Here is a 16108-nt window from a genome sequence, read left to right on the forward strand (position 1 = left end):
CCCTCTACTCCGACAACCTAAATCGATAAAATATTTAATTCATCATTTACAGCCTTTAATTGATAGCTCGCATTATCACACACCCTCACTGACAAAGTAATTAATAGGTATAAAACCAGAATCCAGCCCCCACAGCCCTATACGATACGAACAACATCAAGCGTGCGAGTTAAGGGAAGAGCCAAAGGCGCAGACTTTATTTTCAAATTATATACCTGACCTACTGCAAGCAAACTCTTATAGGCGAGCGTAAAAGTGCCACCACTAAAAAAACCTTCATACTCATTTCCATCAGCGGGCCAAAGCGCGTCCACCCCGTCAAGTGTGAAGCCAGTCGGCGTACCGGACCGAGCCGGAAAAGAATTAGCCTGTCTTGCAAATCCTGTTGCCACAGTAGCAGGACCCTCATCACCTGCTTCATATGCAAAAAAAACCGCACACTCATCCGATATAGCCATATGTGTGGCCCTCAACCTATAAGCGATATTACTAATCCATGCGTCCACTTTCTCAGCAGCGCTACGACTCTCATAGCCGAGCACACTTAATACACCGTCTGCGTTAGTAGTTAACCCGCTGCCTAGCTGGGGTGTATGATCCGAGTCAGCCCCTTCAATTCCCAACAGCTTATGCAAGTAATGCACATACTCAATCATCGAAGCATAATCCGACTCTTTCGGAACCGCTCCCGTTCTAAAAAGAGACTTGATTTCTTCAAAGCCTTTTTCCAACTCAGGCAGCTCCGATTCAAAGGTTGATAAACGCTTAGCCATCACAGACTCCTTATCAAGATACACTATTTTTTATACACGCTACGCCCCCCCTCCACGCATACTTTATTCTACATCTCGGGGGACATATACAATGCTTGCAGCTTCAACTTCAACTTCACTACCTTCTAACCAATGGCCTGGATCACCTTCAGAATACCATCCCGCTTCAGCACCAAGACGTTCTTCATCTGTTGTTATCAAGTGATAAACCCCAATCCCTCTACCCGCCGCAGGAAGTTGCCCCAACGATAACTGTTTCATCAATGCATAACTGGTTTCACCCAACCGCGATTCGGCTGCTGCTTGCTGCCATTTTTTATAATTATAGCCAAAGCTCTCAAATTCATCTGAACTCAGCCAATGCACATCTGCCTGTAAATGGGCGGGCATTTCTTCGCGAACAATTTGTTCCACCCAGGTCATCACTTCTTCGGGTCGAACTTCCTTAAGCCAGCGCTCACGATCAAGTACAACCCCTACTTTCAGGGAGAAACGGTCAGAAATGTTAGTTTCAACACGATACCAAAAAACTTCATTATTGACTGCTGGCCATTCTGATTCTGCCTTCACCAGTAGTGTGCCTGAAGGAATATCAATTTCTTCAACTATAGCGGTAGAACCGTCAAAATGGCTCATGGACTTGATCAGTGATGTGTCAACTTTCACAGTATCTCCATTATTGAAAACGTGAACGCTGTAAGGCACGTGCAATCGATAGAAATAGTCAGAGGCTAGAACAGTGGCTTTCGGCAGATTCTCAACATCTACCAAGGGGTAGGTCATACGCCGCAGCCAGATATCACTGTTATTGCAGTCACCGGCATCCGCTAGCCCATCAAGTTGATTGGCTTTTTCTCGCAGCCGGGGATTATTTTCCAAGTCCAAATAGACATAATTTGCTTCCACACGCACCACCAATGCCCAGAGAATTTTGATGCTGGGCTCCACCACATCCAGACTGATTAATTGACCCGCAGCAGGCAGAGCCCCCTCATCAAATTCGAACTTGAGTTGCTCGACACCGTCTGTAGTGACAAGTGTCGCCGACTTTAATTTGCGATTTTCAAATTCAGGATTAGGCATTTCAGGCAACAACGTACGGTAATCGACCACATAAACGGGTAATTTTTCAAGGTCAGGCTTTTCAGAGAACATGTCTGCGCCAATACCCAGTCGAAAAGCCAGACGCTTATTGAACGCTGTGACCGTATTGACCGGCACGTTGGCCCGCCCATAACCTAATTCGCCCCATTGCGCTAACGCAGCACGCTGGCTTTCAAAAAACTCGTCCTCTGCTCTCAGGTCTACCCCTGTTTTATTAAACACCCGTGGCGCTCGTTGGCTGCCAAAGTAGCCCAGCAAGTAATTGATGGTCGTCAGCGACTTTTCATAATCCTGGAAATAGCCCGAACCTATCAAGTCAACTGACTGGTCAAAAGCCAGTAATTTCGGCAACCCCGCCAGTTCGTCACAACCATTCTTGAACCACAGTTGAAAAAGTGAGAGGTAGCCCTCTAAATTCTGGCGCTGCTTTTTTTCGACATCACTCAGTTGATTGACATCATTCAAGCCATAGCAATCAGGCAAAAGAGCGGAGATATTTATATCTTCAGCCATAGATTCAAGATATTGACCCTCTGGGACAGTTACCGAAGACGGAGGTTTTTTCTCAGGCCACTTGATTAAACTCGCTAGCGAACTGATTGCCTGCCGCTGGCCACGCTTGAAAAGTCTTACAGTAGCATCAGCTTTCTCCAGTTCGAAATGAGCTGCCTCCCCCCATAACATTAAAAACCTGAGTGGCGCCTTATTTTTTGTCCAGACTAATTCGGTTTCTGACCAGCTTAGACGCCGTATCTGCTTAACCCCGTCAATCTTTAACAACTCAAGCGATAAGTCGCGCAGATCAAAAGTTTCTTCCTTCGTGTAATCCACATCAGGTGGAAGCTGAGTGATCCATCCATTAACCAGATTTGGCCCTTCATAAAATTTATCTATTGAACCTACTGCACCCTCGCTGGATGCTTCTGACTCGCGTTGAGGCCAAGGCGCAAAGACCGTAGTGGTCACTTTCCAAATCTCGGCCATAATTTGAGTAGGGTTTTGGCAGTCATCGTCCAATTCAACGTCAATATAGGGACTCAATATTTCAGCATCTAGGTATTCGGAAAAATGGTAGATCAAACGTATCTGTTCTCCCAAGTTACGATGCTCTGTCAAATACTTCTCGAGAATGGGTCTCGCCATCGCCCATTCATGCGATGGGAAGGGCTCAACATACAGCGTATACCCGCCGAGCAAGATATGTGACTCGCTATTAACAGTACCCTCGCTCATTTTGAAAGTGTACGTACCCATAGAACGGTCATAAAAGTATTGATAACTTTCTTCTGTCGCCTCTTCAACCAGTTGTGCATTACGAAATAGGAATTCATCTCCTGATAGGCTGCACAAATCCAAAATCCCGCGGCGGTAATCATCCTCTGTCACAGGAGACACCGTCAGTACCTTTTCTGGCCCGAATGCAGGATCAAAGACCGGCTTGCCCTGCCCAGGTGTGAGTAGATCAATCAGTGGATGGGTATGCCGATAGCTTAAATCGGCAATGGCGTAGGTGGCCGCTTGCAACAAGGTAGTGCCAGGGTCATGTTCGGCGGTGTCGGACCAGTCCAAATGACCATGCTCCAGCACGATCAAGCTCGCCAGCTGCCACAAGGTGTCGAAGTGAATGAACTCACGTAGTTCAGGTACGGTATTGATCAGGTTTTGCTCAACATCCGCCGTACTGATCGCGCTTTTGAGGTCATCAGAAAGGCTCATGGCGTTGTCCTCAAGTTACGTTTTGGACTGACTCTATCTTCATGATCTACAAATGGCGTCGACTCCAGCACCCTTTCCAGTATTAGTACTTGAGAAGGCTGCGCGATTACCGACGCCTCGGCGCCGTTTAGCTCAAGCCCCTCAACACTCTTGACCCAGGGCATTTGCAGGAGGGCAGTCAGCACTTCGTAGTAATCGAGATTGACGCCCACGGCCACCGCCCCCTCACCGCCAGTCGTCCCCCAAGGCATAAAACGTTTGGCCAAGGTGTCGACCACCTGCTGGTAGCCATAGTCTTCGCTCATACCATCAATGAAGATGAGTTTGTAATACACCTTCACGAATATGTAAGTCGGGTTATCTAGGCTGAATAACAGCCAGGGCGATGCCAGGCTTCTTACGTAATCTTTCATTTGGCTCAAACGTGCACTGCTAAGTTTTGGCTGTAGAGGGTCGCTGTTGTCTTGTTCGCCCAGTGCAGGAATGACCACCAGTTTCAAGCGAGCCTGTTCCTCATGCCGGGCGGGCACCTGTTGAACCGTGTCGGCTATGCGCACCTCGTGCAATTCTTTGAAGCGCTCAAGTAGCAGTTCCGAAATATCGGCACGGGTCACGATGCGCCCCCGGTGGGCCAGGCGCCGTGCCACCCGGTTCATGAATGCCGGGGCATCTTCTGCGGGCAAGCCCCCTTTTGATGGCCAGGGCTGGATAAACCCCTGCACACCCTCTAGGCTTTCCACGGCATGGGCGATGTTCTCAGCGGGCAATACGGCATCAAGGCCGCTGACGCGGGTCGCCAGTACCGCGTTGCTCAACAGGCCGTATATCCAGGGGGTGTCGGCAGGCTCCTCTGCCTCTGCGTGTTTAGCCGATGCCCACGTACCTCTTATCCAGTGACGCCCATTACTGCCTTCAGCATCCACTTTTAGCCAGGCATCCTCTGGCAAACGTGTACGCCAAAGACCTGATTGAGCCAGCCCTTGGGTGTCGTCCTTAACAAGGGCATCCAGCGATGACCATGTGTTGTCACCCGTCATGTAGAACCAGTTCACCGCTTGCGATTGAGGGCTGCGCACGTTCCAGTAAAGGCTCAACTCTTGACCGGGAAGCACGCCGGTCCAGCCAATAAACAGTTCTGAACCTGCATTCGGCAAAGGCACGGCGGTGTATCCGAAAGGCGTCAGTACCTGTTGCACGTCCTGCTCGCCATTGAGTTCAGCGTTGTATTGATAGTTGACTTGCAGGCGTTGCAGCAGCGCGGTGCAGGGCGGTTTTAAGGTCTCGCCCTCAGGGCTGGCGAGGCTCAATTGCTGGCGGTATTCGGCATGTCGAAAGTCCTGACCGGCCAGTTCCAGGCACAGGCTCTGGCCCTCACGCGGGTCGTCGCTGTCTGTTTGGCCACGGCTCTGGCAAGCAAACTCAAAGGTCAGAGGCCGGGCTACCGGTGCGCTGTTACGCTTGCCGCTGTCAGCGAACAGTGGCTGTGTGGCAGGAGTCACGGGCGTCTGCGTGCCGAGCAGGGAGGCTTTGAGCTGGAAGTCGCTGGTGCCCAATTTCGGAGCGAGCGTGGTCTCGCCCAGATTTTTATACCGGGCGTACCACTGCGCGAAAGACTCCTCAGGCAAACCCAGCCATTGCGGGATCAAGGTGACGCTCACGCTGCCAGTGGGTTTTAGCCAATCGCTGCTCGACAGGTAAAAGGCATTGCCACACAAGGGTTCGTAGCCAAACGGGTGAACTTGTTGATTGATGGCGGCGCGCCCGGCGTCTGTCGCCATGTGCACATCCCGGGCGGCAACAACCTCAAGGGTCAGGTGGGTGACAGCGGGCACTGCCAGGCCATCCGGGTGTTGCAGTTTGAGCATGGGCACGCTGTAAGACCAGCCATCCAGTCCCGGTGCTGCTTCAATGGCCGGGGCCAAGGCATCCACACTCAAGATAAGGCGGTTATCTGCCCAGTCAACGCTCAGGGCCTGCCATTGGCCTGCTCCGCTGAACCAGGCCAGCAAGCGATCCGGGCGAGCAGGTTGCGTCGCAAAGGTCAGCTTCAGGGTGCGTTGCCCTCGGTTCAGGGCAAGGGCCGGGCTGGCAATAATGCGCCCAGCCCGTTTACGCACATCCATAGCACTCGCCGATAAATTGGCAGCTGCAGGTTGGGCTTCAAACAACCGCATCCCGCCTTCGGGCCAGTCAATGCCGTCGGCTTCGCTATAGACAATTTCAGTTGGCGCGCTGCTGCTGCCCGAGGGGAGTGACCAACCCAAGTCACTAAAGTGCCCACCGTTAGCGACCACATTGCTGTCCAGCGCGTATTGCTGGGGATTCTGTTGTGCATCCTGCCCCCCATCAAGAAGAGTGCCTGCTGCAATCAGGCGCTCCTTGATGCCCGATACCAGCTCAACACCCACCACCACGTGATCAGCCACCGGGGCACGCTCACTCAGGCCCAGCATTTTGCGGTAATACAGATCACGATGACGCTCGGCAACCGTGTTGAGCAGGGCTTGCGGTGTTTCCAGCTGGCGCAGAAAAGCCAGCAGAAAGGCCAGTTGTGGCGGTAGGTTGCCTTGTGGAGCCTTGAGTAAGGTCTCGAGCCCAACCTGCAAAAGCTCCGGATTTAAAAGATCAAACGCCACTGGAAACCAGAAATCTTTCCAGATGACCTCAGAGTCACCTCCTTGATTGGTGGCCTCTTCCAACCACCTTTGCAGGTGCCATTGCAGGGTCCGATCATCCAGAACGAAGGGACCACGGGTAATTTCGTTAGCATCCATAGAAATCAGACCTTCCTCGTGGCGCGGTGGAAGTGGCCCTGTGACCAAAATGGGGCACCGTGCTAATCAGTGTGTCGCCAGCCCTGTCGTATATTTAAGCGCTCTATGGGCGAGCGACGGGGGGCCAGCGCTGCGTTTTACCGTCGAAACGTATCCAGTCGATCATGACGGGCTCCCAATCGGCGCAAGGTGCTAAAACCGCTGTTTAAATCCAGTTCGATACGGACGGTTTCGAGCCGGTCAATACCATGCAGACGGTAGCTGACCTGGATGTACAGGTTGTTGGGCATCCCTGAGACCTGTTCGACGCGCAAGTCGTCCAGGTCAACCCTGGGCTCGTCTCTCAAGACGCTGTCAGCGATGCGAGTGCGCAGGGCTGCGAGCAAATCACTGCTGATATTTTCAAAGACCACCGCTTGCAGGCCACTGCCATAGTCGGGGCGCATGATGCGTTCACCCGGCTCAGTGCGGAACAGGATCTCAAGGCTCTGGGCGATGTCCTCTTCGTCGAGCACCATGACCGGACCCGCTGTCGTAAATTCGGGTGGGAACTTCCAGCCCCGCCCGTAGATGCCATCCCAGCTATTCGCCATTTTTCTGCTCCCTTATCTGTCCTTCAATCCGTGCCACTGCGGTGAGGGGGTGGCCATAAAGAAGGTTATTGCGTGAGGTCTATTTTTTTCCCTTTAATCACGATGCCTGAGGTTTCCATTGCCAAGTTGCTCTGGTCACCCGTCAGCTCTAGTTTCTTAGCACCATGCACAACCACGCCTGTAGCATCCATTGCCAAGCTGTTCTGGTCATTGATCAGGTTGAATGCGCCCTTTTTCAGGTCAAATAGCCAACTGTGCTTTTTGCCATCACTCACATATTGGAAACCCTTGAGCGCGTTGTCCTGGCTGGGCTCGAACGGTGCTTTGTTTTTGGGGTTGTGCAGCGCACCCAAAATCAGCGGATAACGTGGATCGTCATCAACAAATGTGACGATCACTTCATCGTAAGCTTCGGGGTACAGGCACAAGCCCATGTCTTTACTGGCATAAGGGCTGCCCATGCGGGCAAACAGCGGTTTTTCGACCCCCAGCATGGGAATTTTGATCGGTAGACGATTCAAACCGCGGCTGTCTTTTTGATAAGGCTGCACAACACCAATAATCGGTCGGGTATTGCGCGGCAGGCTGGCACTGTCTTGCGCTTGCACCAACGGCATGCCGGTGGCCACCACACAGGTCCAGTTACCGCGCACCCAGGTGTGTTCCAGCATGCTGATCACGCCTTTACCGGAAAAACCGCTACCAAAACCGCTGAGTTCCAGGGTGTCGCCCAATTCATATTTAAGGGTGATTTCACCTTCACCTGCATATTCGCGTACACGCAGCCACACCTGGATGCCAGCGGCCACTTGCGCCAGTTGCCGGGCGTCTGCAAGCGCTTGAGCCTCACTGTTCACCGACCATACCGATTGCTTAAGCGCCAGCCCATGCTTGGCACTCAGCGGCTTGATGGAGGTGGCCAGCGCGCCATCGCCGATGGCTTTGGCCTTGCCGGTGACGGCGGTGGACAGTTTTTGCTGGTCGACATCCCAGTACTGCAAGGTCACACCGGCCGATTGCACATCATTGCTGAACCGCCACTGTGCATCTTCAACTTTCACTTCTTTTTTCGGGTCGTCGCTGACGGCTTTCACCACATGGGTCTTGCCGCCCAGTGCCGGTGGCCGGCATTCAACCTTGTCACGGGTGGGGATGAGCCACACGGGGTAAGCCGCCAGCCGGCTTTGCAGGAACTGCCAGTCGGAGCAGTCCCACTGGATCATCTGCGGGTGTTTTGTGGTCATTTGTGAGGTGGTGGCGCTCACCCCGTGCTCTTTCAACACACCTGAAATAATCTGGCCATCATCCTGGTCCTGAAACACCTGACTGCGCAGGGTGTTGACCAGTCGTTGCAACGGGTGTTTGACCAGCAGGCGGAACTCTTTGTCTTTGAACACCACACTTTGCTCAACGATCAACCCCTTGAAGACTTCCAGTGAGCCCTCTTTGATCGTCAATTCCTCACCCGGCATGCACTTTGCGGCCAGCGCCGAGCATTCTTTCCACCAGGTGGTCTTGCTGCCTTTAGGGCGTTGTAAAACGATGCTCGCCTCGGGAATCCACTGCACACTGCGGCGTATTTCGACCCGAACGGCCACAAAGTTCTCCAGCACCTTACCGGCACAGAGGATTTGCGGAGGCAGCGGATTCATGCTGGTTGCTCCGGCCACAACAAACTGTCACCGGGCATAAAGTCATTGAGATGCACCAGGCCATTGGTCAAGGCCAAATCCAGATAATCGACCGATTCGCGACCCGAGGTATTGCTGGCGATCGAGGGCAGCGAACAGCCCTGAGGCACTCGAACCAGATTGCGTTGAACATTGGGGAGCCAAGTGCCCTCGCCTTCATAGGCGCGTTGCGTGCGAACACCCATCCATTGCGCTTGGGTACTTGAGCGCCGTTGCGCGGCAATACGGCGACGAATTGGCGGGGTGGCGCCGGTCGGGGGCTTGGCCCCCTTGGATGCGGGGGTGGCCACAGGGTTGTCAGACACCAGATCCAGCTTGACCCTGGCCCGTAGCGGCTCACCGTCGCTGTCGAAAATCTCCTGGGTCACCGTCAGGCTGACAAAGCGTCCGATAAAACTGCCCGTTCCGTCCCACGGCTGATCGCCCCAGGTCACTTTCAGAAAACGTGTTTCACCCGAGTTGGCATCTTTGCCCCCACACAGCTGACAGAGCTTGGATAACTGATCGGTGACAGAGGTCAGATTGCCCGGCAGCAAGCCGTCAAAAACAAGGGGTAACGACAGATTCCCATTGCCCATGCGCTCAAATCGCATGCCGTGGTTGGCGTCGCTCACCGCTTCATTAGGCGAATAGACTGCCGAGTAGGTCTGATCCAGCTGAGTGGGGTTATACATCGCCGTGAAGCTGCCCACCGAGCTGTTCTTTTTAATATCGTCGTGCTGCGCGTAAGCCGTAATGGTTAACTTGCTTAACGCCCGTTCAAAAATCGCCATGGTGCCTCCCCTTCACGATTTCGCATGGCTTCGCGCAGTGCTTCGCGCATCTCGCGCCGCCACTCTGCCCTGAGTTGCTCCACCTGCTGTTCGTCCAATACCGTTGAGGCGGGTGTACCACCGCCTTCTATGCGGGCCTCTATGATCAACTCTCTGATTTCGATCATGCTTTAAATCCAATGCGCAGCATTTCGCTGTAAGAGAACTCCAGCGTGTTGAGCAACACTTCATTGCCGGAGGCGTTCAAATCACTGGTGCTCCAACCGATCGGCAGAACATCGCTGAAGGTCCACGACGCCTCCGGCAAACTGTATTCATCCAGCATGATCACGACGACCGTGAGGTAAGACATGTCGAAATCTTCGAGGGAATTGTAGAGAGATTCTTTGAGCACAGATGACCTTCGAACACCTTCATGAAAGGTGATATTGCCGTGGCTAACTCGGTCCGGCAGGTTCACCACTCCGGTGTTGTCACCGCCTTGGTAAAAAGGTTTGACGTCAAGCTTGTTAGAGAGGCCCGTAATGCGGGTAAACGCATAATCAGTAGGTAGTGGGATGTAGTTCCAGAAAAACGTGGCGATAAATCGATGACTTAATGAGGGCCACACCAAACGCTCATGCACATCCTGTAACAGGCTCATGACACCACCTCGCTTCGGTTAGGGGTGGACAGACGGGACAAGATCTGTGCTTCACCGGTGTGAAGTTGCAGTTGCAGTTCAATAAATTCAGCCGGCGCATAAAACGCCAGGTTGATCTGGATGATCAGCAGTCCTTCATCGAGGTCAGCCCGGGTCATGCTCTCGCCCACTCCAATCTTGATACTGAATGCATCGGCTTCAACGGCCCCGGCCAACCCCCCCACTTTCCATAATTTGCGCAGCCACACACGGATAACGCCTTGAAGCCGCAGCCAGGTCAGCTCGTTGTTGGGCTCGAACAGGGCGAAGCGCACCACTTCGCGTAATGAGGCCTGCACATAAGAAGCGGTGCGGCGCACTTGAACATAGCGCCAGGGGTTGCTGGCTGGTTCATCGGTGGACAACAACGTCTGATCTCCCCATACCCGCACCCCCCGACGCTGCAAGGAGCGGATGCGATTGAGGGAGGCGCTGGAAGGATCAAGCGGCGGCATCATTAAGTGCATAGGCCGCAATACTTCTGGAAGTTCTTCGTTGGCGGGCGCCTTCCACACGCCGCGCTCACGGTCAGTTTTCTGCATCATGGCGATGACGGCAGATGAACAAGGGATTGACTTGGGGTTGGCTTGGTTTGCCTGGTAAGCCGAGTAGGTAATCAGCGATGGCCAATAGAGGGCGCCATGGGAGCGGTCTTCGGCGGGGCTGCGCAGAACAACATCTCCTAGAATACGACTGACCCGACTAGCGTCATTCGGCCCGTCCAACACCACGAATACATGATCATCACGGACGGTCGGACTGAGCAGAAGCGCTATTGCTTCAAGCCAATAATCGTTTTGGTCTGCTAGCAAACCCAGGTCTGGAACTGCCAGCAGTGTGCATTGAGGAGCCTGCGCCCAGACCTGCGGCCATGAAATACTTTGCAGGAGTGTCCAGAAAGAATATATAGGCAGTATATAACTTTTAAAAAGCCCTAAAGACAATACATAACAACGCTCCCCCCCCACCTTGAAGTAATGTTTCATCGAATCGTAAAGGGAAAATAGAGTCTTGTCGGACTCATACTCATTGCCAAACTTATCAACAAACTCATTAAAACTACTCAACGCATAAACATCGCCTGCCCCTTTCTGAGTGAACCCCACAAACAGCGGCAAGGCTGTGGGCAGCGCATTGGGCTGCGAAAGCGAAGCGCCGTGCACAATTCGCACACCAGGCTCGGCATTTTGAGAGTTGGCGAAGTCAGACATAGTTGCTAACCGCAGCAAGAGCTTTGGACCCTGCCTCTTCAATGTTCTGGGTAAACCGCAAGATCACAAACTCAACAGGGCGTACGGCGGCCAGGCCGATCTCGACGATAAGATTGCCCTCGTCAATGTCCTGTTTGGTCATGGTGACCCCTAGACCCACCTGCACAAAGTAAGCCTCTTGAGGCTTCACACCCTGCAATGCACCTTCTTTCCAAAGATCAAACAAATAGTTGTCGATGGCCGAGCGCACGGTCTCCCAGGTTGCAGAGTGATTGGGCTCAAACATGACTCTACCCAAGGCGGCCTTCACATCACGTTCCACACTGTTGAACAAGCGCCTAACCGGTACGTAAATCCAGTTGGGATCGGAATTTTGATCTGTGCCTTTAAGGGTACGCGCCCCCCAGACCACTACACCTTTGCCGAAAAATGAGCGAATGGCATTGACGCCTGCCGCATGCACGTCGGCCAGTTTTGAAGGGGTCATATAGGCGGGGGTGGGGGTTTCGGAGATGCCGTCAATCTCTACCAGTGACTTAACACCCGCAACCGCAATATTGGCGGGTGCCTTCCACACACCGCGAGTCCGGTCAGTCACCGCATAAAGACCGGCCATTGCCGGGCTGGCACGCAGGTAGATGGAAGAGGCACTGTTGAGCAATGCTTCAACTTGGATAACCAAGTCATCGTAAAGTTTCTGTTCCTCTTCAAGTTTATCGTTCACATCTGCATCAAGGGCTGCTTTGAGTCTGCTCAATGTGGGATAGTCGTCATAACCCTTCAATAAAACTTCAGTGGCTGATAGATCAAGATCATCATTTTTGATAATGGGCTGTCGTTTGTAATTCGTTTCAAAAGCCGGGTAATAGGCTGCCGCTTGGGTCGACTCTAAACCTGATATCGTTGCGCCGCCAGGACTGTCGGCCAGCAGAAAAAACCCCTGATTATCACGCAGCAAGGTGTTGAGGGCTGTGTATACCTGCAGATCTCTTTCAGCTTGTAGGTACTCACAGTAGACCAGTAACGTTATATCCGGGACTTTTGCAATCGCAGGGGCAAGCTTGGCAACGTTTACTTCATAATTCGCTTCAGCCAGGCTGAGCACATAGCAGGTGCCGCCGCCATTTTCAAAATAATGACGAAGTGAAAAACTGCCAAGGGCCAATCCAACTTCTTTAAACGTAGTCTCTGATACGGTTGCAACGGGTTCGCTCTGTTCCTGGGTGGCAGTGGATTTTTTTTTCCGCGATTTAGTGCCCGTTACCTCTAGGGGTGCATCATCCGTAAATCGAGCCACTAACGCCTGCGGATAAAATTTTTCTATAAAGTCCATCCAGTTTTCTATTCGCACACACTCCATAACCGGTACACCTACACGCGGTGCAAACACACCTACAAAGACCGGAATTGCCGTTGAGCGCCCAGAAATGGACACCGAAAGGGAAGTATCTTCGATGATATAAATCCCCGGAAAAGCAATTTGAACAGCCATAAATTAATCTCCACTGCTCATACAGTAATTGAGTGAGTGCGAATGTTAAACGTTCATCCAAGCCATCCAGTACATGGGGCATAAAACACTAGCGCGACTCCATATTCTGAGTAAATCTCAGAATAATAAATTCTGCTGGCCGCACGGCATTAATACCGATCTCAACAATAAGCTTGCCTGCATAAATGTCTGCTTTGCTCATGGTCTGACCCTCGCCCACCTGAACTTTGAACGCCTCTTCAGGCTTGGCCCCCTGAAATGCACCATTCTGCCAAAGTGGGAACAGGTAGTTTTCAATAGCCACCCTCACTTTTTCCCAGGTCGGTTGGTTGTTGGGCTCAAACATCATGGCCCGAATGGCCTTCTCAATATCCTGCTCGATCATGTTGAATAACCGCCGCACTGACACGTATCGCCACCGGTCGGTGTCCAATGAAAGCGTGCGCGCGCCCCACAGCAAGGTGCCCTTACCCGTAAACTCACGAAACAGGTTCAAGGGTTTTTCATAATCGTTATATCGACCATGAACTTCTTTGGAGAAATGCTCAGTTAATGTCAGATCGCCTGCCACGGCTATATTGGCCGGCGCCTTCCATACACCTCGGGTGTTGTCGGTGCGGGCAATTAATGCGGCGGCTATGGCGCTGGGTGGTACATAATATCCTTTATTATTTTTAAACATTGGCCCATAAACGGCAGCATGGTCTGAAGAGGGGTAGTGTGCCATATCATTCGCTGGACTACCTGTTAACTCATCACGCACCCCAATGGAATCAAACAAAGCAAAAACGTTGCAACCAGCTGCTCTAATATCATCCAATTTATTAACAAAATCCACATAATATCTCGTCAAAGAGACTCCAGCCTCGACCACCAAAGTTATTACACCCGGATTATTTAGCAAATTAATATCCAAGCTACTTATAGCATTCACATAACAGCGACCGCCCCCATTGATAAAGTAGTATTTAACCGAATTATACAAAGCGTCTTGCTCAATAGAATTAAAATCACCCAACACTTCCAAAAAATCAAGCCAACTGTCAATTCTTAATAATTCCAATGAATCTATAGGGTAGTCATCAGAGAATACAAACACAGGCACTGCCGTCTCACTCGATAAAATGTTCAGCCCAGGGCTTAAATCTTCTTCGATGTATACACCGGGGTAGGCATAAGGCATACGTGCTCCTCAACGCCAACTCGGTGCGGGCGTTATATATACAAGTCAAATGAGGTAAAGCGTGACTCATTCAATACGACAACTTGACTCACGGAGCTCCAATATTCTGAGTGAATTTAAGAATAATGAATTCCACTGGGCGCACCGCATTAAGTCCAATCTCTACAACAAGCTCGCCGGCATTAATTTGCGCTTGCGTCATAGATAGACCCTTGCCGATATTGATAAAAAACGCCTGCTCGGGTTTGGTGCCCAACAGCGCGCCTTGCTTCCACAGATCGAAAAGGTAATTGTAGGCGGCAGCTTTTACCTTCTCCCAGGTGGGCTGATTATTAGGCTCGAACATCATGCCCTCCATCGCCCGGCTGATATCACGCTCGACGGTATCAAACAATCGCCGTACCGGCACATAGCGCCAATGCGGGGCATTGTCGGACAGCGTGCGTGCGCCCCACAGCAGTGAGCTGCCGCCCGCAAAGGTGCGGAACAGGTTCAAGGGTTTGGCATTGGCGTTGTAATCGCCATGTACACGCTCGGAAAAACGCTGGCTGGGTGTCAGGCCACCGGCCAAGGCCACATTGGCCGGCGCTTTCCAAACACCCCGTTCACGGTCTGTTTTGGCGAACAAGCCAGCAGCGGCAGCACTGGGCGGAACCTTCGCGTTTCTACCTGGTTTGTTCAACCAGGGTCCGTAGACGGCGGCATTGTTGGATTCGGTGTAGGCATCCATGTCTCCCGGCGCAGGTTCTGGCTCTTCATCTACCCTACTTTTCCCGGGGGTTCCAGCGGGGACACCCGTTAGCTCTGGAATACTGTCAAGTATCGCAAACACAGTTTTACCCGGGCCGGTAAGCTCAGTGAGTGCGAGTTCTAAGTCACCAATGGGTACCCCAGCCGATACCAGCAGCGTAATCTCATCATTAGTAGACACATGTTTTTCTAACAAACCTGTCTGGCACAGATAAGCCCTACCGCCTCCACACTGAAAATACGCTTCCATAGAGAGGTAAAGTGTGCCTTCAAGATTTACCTTTCCATTAGAATCCGTTATTACCAGCCCTAGAAAATCCAGCCAAGAATCAATTCTTTCCAACTTCTCAGATACAACTTCTGCACCATCGTGTGCAAACACCGGCACGGCGGTCGCACTGGATGAAATGGAAAGCCCCGGCGTTGCGTCTTCTTCTATATAAACGCCAGGATATTTATACGTATCAGACATGACTTACTCCTTCACCACTGTTCAATGGAGAAACGTCGAAGATTAATGGAATTCTATTTTCAGACGATCTGCCATCAAGGTGACCTCTTCCATTGCCACTTCGTTGCCCGATGCACTCAGACTTGGGCCGTTCAAGGCAGTGATAAAGGCATTGCTGACGTTCCAGGTGATCAGCAGCTCAGTACCGGTTTCGTCCGTCAGGCTGATCAAAATGTCTTTCTTGTCCACCGTGTTAAAGGAGATGGAGTTGAACCAGTCCGACAGTTCTTTTCGCCGTTTGGCCATACCCCGACGCAAGGTAATGTTGACCGGCTGGCGCTGACCGGGCATCAAACACCAGTGCCCCGTACCGTCTCTGTAATCAATGGTCTGAACTGTCTGACTCAGCCCGGAGACTTCGCTGAACGCCATCGCAACGTCGCCAACGGTGACCACAAACCGGTACGTGGGGATCGGACACATTTCCGAAATTTCGAGTGCTGTAGTGGCCATTTGGCCTCCTGGCTGAAACCGCTGAACGATTTTCGCGCGAGTGGAGTGACGCTTACCCGGGCACTGTATGGACATCATTCTTGTCACTTAGAGAACGGCCACTCAAGACCACGACCCGCCGTTAAATTAACCCTAGACCAAAAAAACTTTGGTCAAGTAGCCGCTCGTCAAAATTGTTTAAAAATGTTCAAAACAGGATGAGAAGATCTAATTGTGATCAGCCAGGCTCACTTTTTTTCACGGCCAGCACCGCTCAGGCAAGTCTGCTGCGCAGCGCTTAACCCCATGCACAGGGCGGCTTGAGGTGAGTTGTAACCGTGAGGTCATCACTGGCGAAGGTGTCTATTGAACGCTACACATGCCGTGACTTTGAAATAACTCATGCAGGAAATAAGCTACACA

General features: G+C 52.0%; 13 protein-coding genes. All 13 read right to left on the reverse strand.

The window, feature by feature from the left end; all coding sequences use genetic code 11:
- Nucleotides 1–137: 137 nt before the first annotated feature.
- The 13 genes from EQV93_RS07935 to EQV93_RS07995 all read right to left on the reverse strand — a co-directional run bounded on the left by EQV93_RS07935 (nt 138) and on the right by EQV93_RS07995 (nt 15706).
- Nucleotides 138–773, reverse strand: coding sequence for a hypothetical protein (locus tag EQV93_RS07935; protein WP_240891305.1), 636 nt, complete (start codon nt 771–773; stop codon nt 138–140).
- Between the two features lie 63 nt (nt 774–836).
- A complete protein-coding gene (locus tag EQV93_RS07940; RefSeq protein WP_240891306.1) occupies nt 837–3593 on the reverse strand; it encodes a hypothetical protein in 2757 nt (918 codons plus the stop codon).
- Nucleotides 3590–6367, reverse strand: a complete 2778-nt coding sequence (locus EQV93_RS07945; protein WP_240891307.1) for a hypothetical protein — start codon at nt 6365–6367, stop codon at nt 3590–3592. The genes EQV93_RS07940 and EQV93_RS07945 overlap by 4 nt, the downstream gene beginning before the upstream one ends.
- Nucleotides 6368–6504: 137 nt before the next feature.
- Nucleotides 6505–6960 (reverse strand): GPW/gp25 family protein, encoded by a 456-nt coding sequence (locus tag EQV93_RS07950; RefSeq protein ID WP_146383562.1) that lies wholly within the window; start codon nt 6958–6960, stop codon nt 6505–6507.
- Nucleotides 6961–7025: 65 nt separating this feature from the next.
- Nucleotides 7026–8612, reverse strand: a complete 1587-nt coding sequence (locus tag EQV93_RS07955; RefSeq protein WP_240891308.1) for a phage baseplate assembly protein V — start codon at nt 8610–8612, stop codon at nt 7026–7028.
- Nucleotides 8609–9424 (reverse strand): CIS tube protein, encoded by an 816-nt coding sequence (locus EQV93_RS07960; RefSeq protein ID WP_122782822.1) that lies wholly within the window; start codon nt 9422–9424, stop codon nt 8609–8611. Before EQV93_RS07960 ends, EQV93_RS07955 begins: the two co-directional genes overlap by 4 nt.
- A complete protein-coding gene (locus EQV93_RS07965; RefSeq protein WP_122782823.1) occupies nt 9400–9591 on the reverse strand; it encodes a DUF5908 family protein in 192 nt (63 codons plus the stop codon). Before EQV93_RS07965 ends, EQV93_RS07960 begins: the two co-directional genes overlap by 25 nt.
- Nucleotides 9588–10067, reverse strand: coding sequence for a phage tail protein (locus EQV93_RS07970; RefSeq protein ID WP_240891309.1), 480 nt, complete (start codon nt 10065–10067; stop codon nt 9588–9590). The genes EQV93_RS07965 and EQV93_RS07970 overlap by 4 nt, the downstream gene beginning before the upstream one ends.
- On the reverse strand, nt 10064–11317 hold the full coding sequence (locus EQV93_RS07975; RefSeq protein WP_240891310.1) for a phage tail sheath C-terminal domain-containing protein: 1254 nt from the start codon (nt 11315–11317) through the stop codon (nt 10064–10066). Before EQV93_RS07975 ends, EQV93_RS07970 begins: the two co-directional genes overlap by 4 nt.
- Complete coding sequence (locus EQV93_RS07980) at nt 11310–12809, reverse strand: phage tail sheath family protein (protein WP_240891311.1); 1500 nt, start codon at nt 12807–12809, stop codon at nt 11310–11312. The genes EQV93_RS07975 and EQV93_RS07980 overlap by 8 nt, the downstream gene beginning before the upstream one ends.
- Nucleotides 12810–12897: 88 nt before the next feature.
- Complete coding sequence (locus EQV93_RS07985; RefSeq protein ID WP_240891312.1) at nt 12898–13992, reverse strand: phage tail sheath family protein; 1095 nt, start codon at nt 13990–13992, stop codon at nt 12898–12900.
- An 88-nt stretch (nt 13993–14080) separates the two neighbouring features.
- Nucleotides 14081–15214, reverse strand: coding sequence for a phage tail sheath family protein (locus EQV93_RS07990; RefSeq protein ID WP_240891313.1), 1134 nt, complete (start codon nt 15212–15214; stop codon nt 14081–14083).
- 42 nt (nt 15215–15256) lie between these two features.
- Nucleotides 15257–15706, reverse strand: coding sequence for a phage tail protein (locus EQV93_RS07995; RefSeq protein ID WP_122782829.1), 450 nt, complete (start codon nt 15704–15706; stop codon nt 15257–15259).
- Between the last annotated feature and the right edge of the window lie 402 nt (nt 15707–16108).

The sequence above is a fragment of the Pseudomonas sp. TMW22091 genome (assembly GCF_022496705.1).
Taxonomy (GTDB): domain Bacteria; phylum Pseudomonadota; class Gammaproteobacteria; order Pseudomonadales; family Pseudomonadaceae; genus Aquipseudomonas; species Aquipseudomonas saxonica.

Coding starts and splice junctions, on each gene's coding strand:
- EQV93_RS07955 (WP_240891308.1), bottom strand. CDS start 8,612: ATGAATCCGCTGCCTCCGCAAATCCTCTGTGCCGGTAAGGTGCTGGAG.
- EQV93_RS07980 (WP_240891311.1), bottom strand. CDS start 12,809: ATGGCTGTTCAAATTGCTTTTCCGGGGATTTATATCATCGAAGATACT.
- EQV93_RS07985 (WP_240891312.1), bottom strand. CDS start 13,992: ATGCCTTATGCCTACCCCGGTGTATACATCGAAGAAGATTTAAGCCCT.
- EQV93_RS07940 (WP_240891306.1), bottom strand. CDS start 3,593: ATGAGCCTTTCTGATGACCTCAAAAGCGCGATCAGTACGGCGGATGTT.
- EQV93_RS07970 (WP_240891309.1), bottom strand. CDS start 10,067: ATGAGCCTGTTACAGGATGTGCATGAGCGTTTGGTGTGGCCCTCATTA.
- EQV93_RS07995 (WP_122782829.1), bottom strand. CDS start 15,706: ATGGCCACTACAGCACTCGAAATTTCGGAAATGTGTCCGATCCCCACG.
- EQV93_RS07960 (WP_122782822.1), bottom strand. CDS start 9,424: ATGGCGATTTTTGAACGGGCGTTAAGCAAGTTAACCATTACGGCTTAC.
- EQV93_RS07950 (WP_146383562.1), bottom strand. CDS start 6,960: ATGGCGAATAGCTGGGATGGCATCTACGGGCGGGGCTGGAAGTTCCCA.
- EQV93_RS07965 (WP_122782823.1), bottom strand. CDS start 9,591: ATGATCGAAATCAGAGAGTTGATCATAGAGGCCCGCATAGAAGGCGGT.
- EQV93_RS07935 (WP_240891305.1), bottom strand. CDS start 773: ATGGCTAAGCGTTTATCAACCTTTGAATCGGAGCTGCCTGAGTTGGAA.
- EQV93_RS07945 (WP_240891307.1), bottom strand. CDS start 6,367: ATGGATGCTAACGAAATTACCCGTGGTCCCTTCGTTCTGGATGATCGG.
- EQV93_RS07975 (WP_240891310.1), bottom strand. CDS start 11,317: ATGTCTGACTTCGCCAACTCTCAAAATGCCGAGCCTGGTGTGCGAATT.
- EQV93_RS07990 (WP_240891313.1), bottom strand. CDS start 15,214: ATGTCTGATACGTATAAATATCCTGGCGTTTATATAGAAGAAGACGCA.